The organism is Longimicrobiaceae bacterium (assembly GCA_035696245.1).
GTDB lineage: Bacteria > Gemmatimonadota > Gemmatimonadetes > Longimicrobiales > Longimicrobiaceae > DASRQW01.
Genome location: DASRQW010000092.1, coordinates 1 through 9240, shown reverse-complemented (window position 1 = coordinate 9240; position 9240 = coordinate 1). Strand labels below are relative to the sequence as shown.

The 9240-nt window shown below is 76.4% G+C and carries 6 protein-coding genes; all 6 read right to left on the bottom strand.

Features of this window, described 5'->3' with window-relative positions; genetic code table 11:
- A partial coding sequence (locus VFE05_04270) for a DUF6166 domain-containing protein (GenBank protein HET6229271.1) occupies window positions 1-776 on the bottom strand: 776 nt, incomplete at its 3' end.
- Window positions 777-778: 2 nt separating this feature from the next.
- A complete protein-coding gene (locus VFE05_04265) occupies window positions 779-1600 on the bottom strand; it encodes a hypothetical protein (protein HET6229270.1) in 822 nt (273 codons plus the stop codon).
- A complete protein-coding gene (locus VFE05_04260) occupies window positions 1597-5067 on the bottom strand; it encodes a hypothetical protein (GenBank protein ID HET6229269.1) in 3471 nt (1156 codons plus the stop codon). The genes VFE05_04265 and VFE05_04260 overlap by 4 nt, the downstream gene beginning before the upstream one ends.
- A gap of 93 nt (window positions 5068-5160) precedes the next feature.
- Window positions 5161-7029 carry an AAA domain-containing protein gene (locus tag VFE05_04255; GenBank protein ID HET6229268.1) on the bottom strand — a complete coding sequence of 623 codons (1869 nt, stop codon included), beginning with the start codon at window positions 7027-7029 and terminating at the stop codon, window positions 5161-5163.
- Window positions 7030-7074: 45 nt separating this feature from the next.
- Window positions 7075-8766, bottom strand: a complete 1692-nt coding sequence (locus VFE05_04250) for a hypothetical protein (GenBank protein ID HET6229267.1) — start codon at window positions 8764-8766, stop codon at window positions 7075-7077.
- 281 nt (window positions 8767-9047) lie between these two features.
- On the bottom strand, window positions 9048-9240 hold a 193-nt coding region (locus tag VFE05_04245; protein ID HET6229266.1), incomplete at its 5' end, for a hypothetical protein.

The following is a 9240-nucleotide window of genomic DNA, read 5'->3' as shown; positions in this document are numbered from 1 at the left end:
AGGCTGCCGGGAAGCGGCAGGATGCCCGCGAGCGCGGCCAGCGTGGCCCAGCGCTCCACGGCAGCGGCCCCAGCGAGCACCGCCGCGGCGCGCACGAGCTGGAATCCCGCCGACCCGGGACCATCCGCGCCTTCAGCGCCGGGCTCCGCCGCGAGCGCAGCCGCGTCGGCCGACGCTGCACGGCGCGCCGCCCCGTCCCAGCGCAGCGCGGAGGTGGCGAGCTGCCCGATGCGCTCCGCCCGCGCGGTGGGCGACAGCACGCGGCTCTCGTCGCGCTCCCGCGCGAGCATGCCCCGGCGGCCCGCGTCGGGAGCCGCCGTCCACGACGAGTGGCGTCCGATCCAGGCATGGCCGCGGAGCCACGCGCGCACCTCGTCGCCCCGAAGCGTCCCGCCCACCACGGGCAGAGGGTGCAGGAAGGCCTCGTAGAACGCCCACTGGAGGCGCCATGCCGCCCGCGGGTGCACGAACGCGGCGAGCACGTTCAGGGCGGTCTCCAGGGGCGCGCTGCCGTGCCAGCCCCAGTCCCATCCCTCGTCCGGGTCGCCGTGGTACCGGATGCGGCGGGGCAGCGGCTCCGTCCCGGCGGAGGTCTCCAGCGCCACGGACCGGACCACGTCGCCCGCGCCCACGGCGCGGCGGAACTGGACGGCGTGGATGCCTTCCCGGCCGGCGGGCACCGGCTCCGGAAGCCCGGCGTCCAAGTCCGGAAGCCACACGAACTCCGCGGGATCGCGCAGGGGGATCATCTCGGGTGCGGTTCGGGGAGTGGACATGGTCACGACGCGAGCGCGGCCGCGGCCGGGTCGTCTTCCAGCACCACGGCGATGCGGAGCGCGGAGAAGGGCGCCACGCGCTCGGCGGCGCCGTAGGCGGCGGCCACCCAGAGGTCGTCGGCGATGCCGTACGCGAGCACGGCGGTGGCGGCGTCCTCCGCCATCCGGAAGACGTCCTGCGCCTCGCCGGCGGTCCAGGGCGCCTCGCGGAGGAGCGCCAGCAGGTGCTCGCGAAGGAGCGTCCGCTGCGGGAGCGAGTCGTGGTCGTCGATCCACGCGCGGACGGTACGGCCGCAGGCGGCCAGCCCCTCGGCCGCGGCCCGGTCGCGGCGCTGGCGTGCGTGCGCGGCGCCGGCGTGCGCCAGGAGGGCGAAGCCCGCCCCCGCGAAGCGCTCCAGCAGCTTCTCCAGCAGCAGCCCGTTGCGCGCCTCCACGCGGGCGAGGTCCTCCAGCCACACCTCGCCGGGCGGACCACCGAGGGGCGTGCCCATCCCTGCGAGCCAGGCGTCACGGACCCGGTGCAGCAGCGCGTCCGCGTCGTCCTCCGGATCGGTGTCGGCGTCCACAAGGCGTGCGAGCGGCGCCAGCGCGGCGGCGAGGCGCCCGCGCGCCGGAGCGTCCGCCAGCTCCGGGCGCCAGTAGGCGGCCAGGGCGTCGAGCTGAAGGGTCACGGTGTGCCGGGCGGGGTCGTGGATCTCGCAGTCCGGGCGCCCGCACGTACACCGGAGCCGCTGCCACACGTCCTGCGCCTGGCCGGCCGCGTGCAGGCCGGCGTGGGCCGTCTCGAGCAGCGCCTGCAGCTCGTCGGGGTCGATTCGGTTCATCGCGACATCGCGGGTGTGGCCAGGGCCGGCTCGGGCCGTGGCGGGGGGGAGGGCTGCGGCGGGGGGGCGAGGCCAGGGAGCGCCTGGCGCGCGCGGGCGGCCGTCGCCGGGTCCATCGACCGGAGGCTGCGCTCGATCTGGCCGCGCGTGGGCGGCGGCGAGACCGCCTGCCACGACTGCACGAGGTCCCGGTGCGAGGTCCGCAGCTCGGCCAGGCGATCCACCGCGGCCTCGTGGACCTGGGCGAGCGGGGTATCGGCCGGGAGGGCCAGCTGCGAGACCGCCCACGCGCGCAGCTCGTCGCCGCGCTGGCGCACCTCAGCCCAGGTCTCAAGCGCCACGGCCGCGACCTGCGCCTGCCGCTCCGTGGCGCTCCGGTCCGCCTGGCCGAGCAGCCCCCGCAACCCCTGGGCGCGGACCGTCTTGAGGTGGGGCTCCAGCCTCTCCACGGTGCCGGCGGCGTTGATGCCGGGGATCCGCGGCGCGCCGCCGCTGCGCGGATGGTTGGAGGAGAGGGCGAGCGGGTCCTTCCGGAGCGACGCCGCCAGCTCCCGGACCTCGGCTGCGTCCATCCCCCGGACCCGCTCGACCAGCCGGTCCGCGTGGCTGAACTGGGCGCGGATCGTCTGCTCGGCCGAAGCCCAGGACTGGCGCGCCGCCTCGCGCGCCTCGCGGGTGGCGTCCACCAGCGTCTGCGCGCGGTCGGCGTGCCGGACCGCCTCCTGGTAGGGCGCGTCCAGCCGCTCGAACTCCTCCAGCGCCGCGAGCTGTCCCGCCAGGCGGGCGATCTCGGGATCCGCGTGGGCGTCCATCGCCGCACGCACCGCGGGGTGCCGCACCTCCTCGCCGGGCGGTTCCGCCGCGGCCGCGGGTGCCGCCGAGGCGTCGTGCGCCAGCCAGGCGGCGCGGTACTCGTACAGCACGTCCAGGTACGGCGCGGCCGCCTGCTCGGCGCGGGCGAGGAGCGCGCGGTCCGCCTCGGAGAGGCCGCGGCCGGGCGCGGGAGAGACGTCCTTCTCTCGCTCCGCCGCAGCGGGCGCCGCCAGTTGGACCTCGTCTCGCCGGAGGTCCTCCAGTGCCGCTCGAAGGCGGGCGATCTCGTGGCCGGGATCGGCCCCGCCGGTCCAGGCGCCCGCTTCCCGGAGGAGCTCGTCCCAACCTGCCGTGTCCACGCCCACGCCCTCGAGGGCGCGGATCTCCCAGAGCCGCCCGACCTCGTCGGACGTGAAGCCGGCCTGGCGTGCCGCCGCTTCCGTGATCCGGTCGCGCACCTCGCTCCCGAACGGGTCCGGGACCCCGCCCTCCCTCACCTCGGCCCGGTACGCCTCCACCGCCGCCAGGATACGCTCGGGCGCCGCGTAGCCGGTCTTGCCCATCTCGCCCGCGATCGCCGCGTCGCGCGCGGCCAGCTTCCAGGGAAGCCGCTCCTTCTCGGGGAAGTGCTTCTGGGTCTCTCGGCGGGGATTCAGCTCGCCCGCCTCGCGCGCCAGGTCCCGTGCGCTCCGCACGTCCCCGGGTCCGTCCGCCTCCAGCCAGCGGTCGAGCGTGCGCTCGTGCAGCTCCCCGCGGCGCTCGCCGGTGAGCACGGCCTCGTCCAGCCCGGAGTGGAAGACCCCGCGCTCCTGGCGGGCGGTCTCGGCGAGCTGGCCGGCCGCGACGGCGCCCTGGAGTCGCGGGTCGGCGAGCGCGGGCTGCAGGCGGTCGTGGAGCTCGCGCGCGGCGCGGACCGTCTCGGGGCGGGCGGCGGTGCCGCGCAGCTCCTCCACACGCCGGACGAGGGTGGGGACGTCCAGGTCCGCCAGGATGCGCTCCACCTGCCGCGCGCGGATGGCGGCCTGCATCTCCAGCGGCATCTCCCGCGGCAGCGCCATCCCGCGCGCCTCCCTCAGCCGGCGCTGGTGGGCCATCGCCGCCGGCTCCATGAGCTGCCGCGCGACCTGCTCGCGCGCCGCCGCACGGAGCTCCGCGCGATCCACGCCGCGCGTCCGCTCCCACGCATCCCGCACGGCACCTCCCTGCGCCAGGTGCAGGCGCACGTTCGCCTGGGTCTCCAGGACGCGGCGGAGGCCAGGGTCCTCGACACCCACCACCGAGCGGAGCCGCCGCTGGGCTTCGGCCAGGCGAGCGGTCTCCAGCTGGACGCGGCGCTCGGGCGAGGGCTCCGGCCGCGGCTCGGGCTCGTCCGAGAAGGCGCCCGCGAACTTGGTCTCCCACCACTCGGCCTCGCGGTCGCCTGGCTCATCCCACCGGCCCTTCTCCGCCGCCTCCTCGCGCTGCCATTCGCGCTCCAGCAGCTCCTCCACGCGCCGGTCGGCGGCCTCGGCGGGGCTCGGCTGCACCACGAACGGCGACGGCGCGTCCAGGCGTTCGTCGAGCGGGTCGGCGAGCCCGCGGCGGACGCGGTCCTGCTCCGTCCATCCCTCGGCGCGCTCGGACCAGCCGGTGCGGCCGGGGCGGAAGCGCACCTGCGCCGCCTCCAGGTTCCGCGCCTGGCGCTGGGCGAGCTTGAGCTCCGGGACCGACATGGGACCGCTGGCGAGGTAGCAGGGGGTGCAGAGCTCCCCGTCGCGCGGCGCGTAGCGCTCGGGCTCGCCGTGCTCGTCCAGCTTCGGGGTGCCGTCCGTCTGCAGGCGGCTGCGGCCGTCCTCGCGGGCGGCGGTGGTCCCGCACCGCAGGCAGTCGATGGAGCGCACGTCCTGGAAGCGCCCGCCCTCCTGCATGCGGCCCTCGCCGCGCGGCAGGAGCGAAGGGTCACGCAGGGCGGCACGCCCCAGCTCCGCGCGGGCGATCTCGTCCCGGCGGCGCTCCACCTCCCGCAGCACCTCGTAGGCGGTGGTGCGGGCGCCCGGCAGCGTGCGTCGCATCTCCAGCAGCTCCGCCGCGCGATCGGTGAGACGGTCGAGCCGGGCCCGCGCCTCCCACGCCGCCGCGGCCAGGGCCGCTACCTGCTCCCGCTCCCGGGGAAGGCCCCGGCCGCCCAGCGCGGCGACCGCACGCGCCCCCGCCTCCGCCGGCGTCGCCACGGACGGGTCCGCGGTGGCTGCAGCCACCTGCCGGGCCGTCGCCGGTCGGATCAGGTGCGCACGGGCCTCCAGGGCGTCGTCGGCCCTGCGGGCGTCGGCCGCCTGGGCGTGCAGGTGCGCCTGGACGCGCTCCAGCAGCTCCGGCGGGGAAGCCGCTTGGCGGGCGTCCGTGGAGCTCTCCGGAGCGGGTGCCGTGCCGGCTGCGGAGACGGGGTCCATGGCGGCGAGCCGGGCGTCCATCCGGTCCGCGGCGCGGTGCGCGTCGGGATGGGACATGGCATCCAGGTCGCTCTCCGGCGCGGGGCGGGTGGCGAGGATGCGGCTCCGGTATCCGCTCTGCGCGCGCACCTCCTCGCGCATGGTACGGAGCACGGCCGCGGCCACCGGGGAAAGCTCCGCGGAGTGCCCGGCGCGACGGCCGGCGGACGGGGCGGGGTCGGACATGGGGCGCCCGGGGTCGAGGTGGGAGCCGCCTGCGGGGCGGTCTTTCGCTCTTCCGTGCTACCCCGGCCCGACTTCCCGGGCACGGTCGCGGCGTCAGGCGGCGGCCCGCATCGCCGCGGCGACGGCCCGCTGCGCGACCCCGCCCGGCGGCAGCGCGGCGCGGTCGGCGATGACCGTGAGCGAGGTCCGCGCGCGCGACATCGCAACGCAGAGGAGCGACGGCGCTTCCGGGTTCGCGCGCTCGTCGAGCCAGCGGCCGGGGCTGTCCCGGGTGGCGACCAGGTCCACCACGACGGCGTCGTGCTCGCTTCCCTGCGCGCTGTGGGCGGTGCCCACCAGGCCGCCCTCCTGCTCGAACCCGGGGATGCGCTCCGCGAGCGCGGCACGCAGGCAGTCCACCTGCGCCCGGTACGGCGTGAGCACGGCCAGCGAGCGCGTGCCGGCGTTCCAGAGGCGCTCGGCGCGGGCCGCCGCCATGCGGGCGTGCACCTCGTTGACCCGGCTGCTTCCGACGGCGCGGGCGCGGGCCAGCCCGCCGCTGTCGATCACCTGGACGGTGCCCGTCTGCCGGCGCACGGTGGCGCCGTCCTCCAGCATCCCGTCGTAGAACGTGCCCGCCACCAGGCGGCGGATCGCCGGGGCCATCCGGTGCTGCACGCGGAGGACGGGGCGGCGCGGGTCCTCCACGCTGGCGCGCTCGCAGCCCAGGTGGTGGAAGAGGCTGCGCCCCAGCAGGCGGCGCGCGGCGGGGTCCGCGACGGTGCAGACGGGCCCGAGCTGGTGCGGGTCGCCCCACAGCAGGAGGCGCCGGCGGGCGAGCGACGCGGCCCAGAGCGCGTAGGGCACGCTGGCCATGGCGGCCTCGTCGACGATCACCGTGTCCCACGGGCCCGCTGGCGTGCGGACGAGCGCTTCGGCCAGGGTGGCGCCCACCAGCCGGGGCGGGGCTGCGGCGGCTGCGGCCGCCTGCCGGAGGGAGCGCGCGTCGCGCAGCAGCGCCCGGGCGTCCAGTCGGTCGGGGTCTTCGCGGAGCACGCCCTGGGCGCGGGCTTCCAGTCGATCCAGGCGCTCCAGGCGCTCCAGGCGCTCCCGGCGCTCCCGGTGGCCGGCGCTCCCGCCGCCGCCGATCGCGTCCGCCAGGATCCAGGCCCAGTTGCGCTCGCGCCCGAGGTGCCCGGCGCGCCGCTCCAGCTCGCCCAGCGCGGCATCGAGCCCCGTGCGGTGGGCTCCCTGGAGCGAGGGCCCCCGCCACAGGGGACCGTGCCGGCCCTGGCGCAGGAGCACGGCCTCCGGGAGCCCGCACTCGCCCACCGTGCCGCGGATCCGCGCGAGCGCCGTGTCGACGGCGGCGTGGGTGGGCGCCAGCAGCAGCACGCGCTCGCCGGAGAGGAGCAGGGCGGCGGCGGTGCGCGCCATCGTGCCGGTCTTCCCCGTCCCGGGCGGCCCCAGCACCAGCAGGAGGCTGCTCGCGAGCGACCGCTGCAGCGAGTCCGCCTGGTCGTCCTCCAGCCCGTCCGTGAGCGCCGCCGCGGGCGCCGCGGCGCGCCCGAGCCGGGCGGAGTCCCACCCGGCCGCCGCGCGCAGGACTTCACCCGGTGCGGCGAGGGCGGTGTCCAGCTCCCGCTGCAGGCGCTCGGAAAGGTGGAGGGGCCGCCCCAGCAGCTGCTCGGCACCGGCGTGCAGGCCGTCCACCTCGAGGGTGTGGCCCTGGATGCTCCGCACCGTGGCGGCGCGGGGTCCGCCGGGGCCGGTGACGAGCACCTCGTCGCCGCGCACCAGCTGCACCGCACGCTCCAGGTGGAGGAGGGTCGTCCCCTCCTGCGGCTGCGGTGCCGCCGACCGCACGTGCGCCGGACGGTCCAGCGCGCGGCGCTGGTTGGAGCTGCGGTCCTGCTCGCGCTCGTCGGTGAGCGCCGCGCGGATGCCGGTGCGCAGCACGGCGGGCGTGGGGATCTCGGACATGGGCTCGCCTCGGCCCGGCCGGTGGCGGCCGGGCCCCGTGAAGGGTCAGTGGGTCTGGGTGCGGGCGTGCTCGGCGTGGGTCGGGTGGACGAGTGCGTGGGCGCGGGCCATCCGCTCGAACCGCCGCCTGCGCCGCTCCCGCCGGATCTCGCACTCCCATGCCCTGCGGCTCCCCTTCGGCTTCGGCAGCGGCGAGGTGGCCGGAGCGGGGGAAGCCTGCGGCGGCGCGCCCTCGCGCGACCACGCATCGAGGCGCCGCTGCCGCAGCATCCGCACTGCATCGGGGAGCAGGCGGCGGCGCCGCGGACGCCGGATCGGAACGGGGACCGGGTCGGGGTCGACCCATGCCCGCACGGAGCGGCCGTCGTCCTCGGGGATCTCTTCCCAGCGGCCCCACGCCGCGAGCTCGGCCTCGATCTCCTCCCGGATGAAGTGCGGCCACCGCAGGCGCCCGGAGGGCAGTCCCCGGTCGAGCTGCGGCAGCTCGATGGGCTCCTGGCAGCCGCATTCCGTGGTCGTGGCCGCCTCGCCCCACAGCCGGCACCACCCGGCGTCGAAGGGGTCGAGCGCATCGGGCGCCGCTGCGGGCTCGCCGCCCAGGATCGCGTCCACCCAGCGGTCCCACCGCTCGCACTCGTCGCTGTCCAGCGGCTGCGGTGCACGAGAGCGGCCGAGCGCGGGAATTCCACCATGGCCCTCCAGTCGCGTGGCGAGCCACGCGGCATAGGCGCCCGCGTCCGGGTCGGAGTCCATGCGCCTGCGCGCGGCGCGCCATGCGTAGAGAAGAGCGTTGCGCTCCAGCGCGGCGGCGTGCTCGGGCTCCCCCGCCGCCGTGTTGGGGCGCGGGAGGAAGGGCGCGGAAAGCTCGTCGTGCGAGGCGACGCGATCGGGGGCGGTGAGCCAGTCGGCCTCCACGTGCTCCACCGGGTACTCATCGTCGTCCGCATCGGGCTCGTCGCTGTCACCGCGCGCCAGCAGGTCGAGCCACACCGCGTCGAGAGAGAGCTCCGCCGCCTCCCGGTGCCACGCGCCCGCGCTCCACGGCTCGGCCGCCTCGGCGGCGCTCAGCTGCCGCTGCAGGCGCCGGCGCTCCGTTGGCTTGAGCGCGGGCTCCGCCGCGGCGGCCTGCAATGCCTCCAGCCGCGTCGCTCGAGTGGCGGCGCCGAGCGCGTCAAGGGTCCGGCGGCAGGCGGCTTCGGCTGCGGGCTCGGGCCGGGCGCGGAGGCGGGGCTGGAGCCGGGGCGTGCTACGGATCGCGCGGACGAACTGGTCGTGGGTGAGCGGCTTGATCCCGGTGAGGGCCCCTTCGGCGATGTCGGGGAGAAGCTGGAGAAGCGCGCGCTCGGCGTAGCGCAGCTGGGTGGTGTAGCACCCCGCGCAGATGGTGTAGGTCTCGCCCTTGGCGCCACCGCACAGGATGCAGCGCTCCAAGCACGGGTACCGGTCCAGGACGTCCACGAGCAGCGGGACCCCGTCGAGCGCACGAAGCTCGGACAGGCGCGGCTTCGGCTGGTGGCCGGGGTCGAGCACCGTCCCCCCGAGCCGCAGGTGCGAGAGGTGGCGGGCCAGGGCGTCGCGCGCGGGCTCGGGGTCGGGCAGGTAGGGAAGCTCGTTGGGAAGGGGGTCGAAGCCGAACTTGGCGGAGACGCGCTGGAGCTCGGCGAGCTGGAGGGTGCGGACCGAAGGGGGGGTGGAGGGTGGGGCGGGGGGCGAGAACGCCGGTGCAGTGCCGGGCATCGTGGGCTCCGTGCGGCGGGCGGGAGAAGGAGAAGGATTTGACCTCCTCGGTTCTTCCTTTGTCTGGACGCGCGGCCGAGAATGTCGACTCCGGCACTTTGCAACGAAATTTGCAACTGCATGACCCCGTCACGAGCGCGTGTGCTCAGACCTAAGGGGAAACGACTGCTGGGCGCGGAGACGGACTTGCAACCAGGGCGCATTTTTTGCAAATGCAAAAATAAGCGCGTTGACTTAAGCGGGGGATTCCAGTAGATTTTACCGCGGTCATCGTTTTAGACTTAGAGGGCGACATGTATCCAGCACTCACCGACGATGAGCTTCGTGACCGGCTCCAGACGTTGTTTGAGGAGCGCCATGGCCCCATAGCCCGGGACAGTCTTCGGCGCTTCGCGGTGTCCGCTGGGGTGCAATACACCACCCTTGCGCGGTACTTTGGCATGTACGGCATCGAACAGCAGACAAAACGGTTGC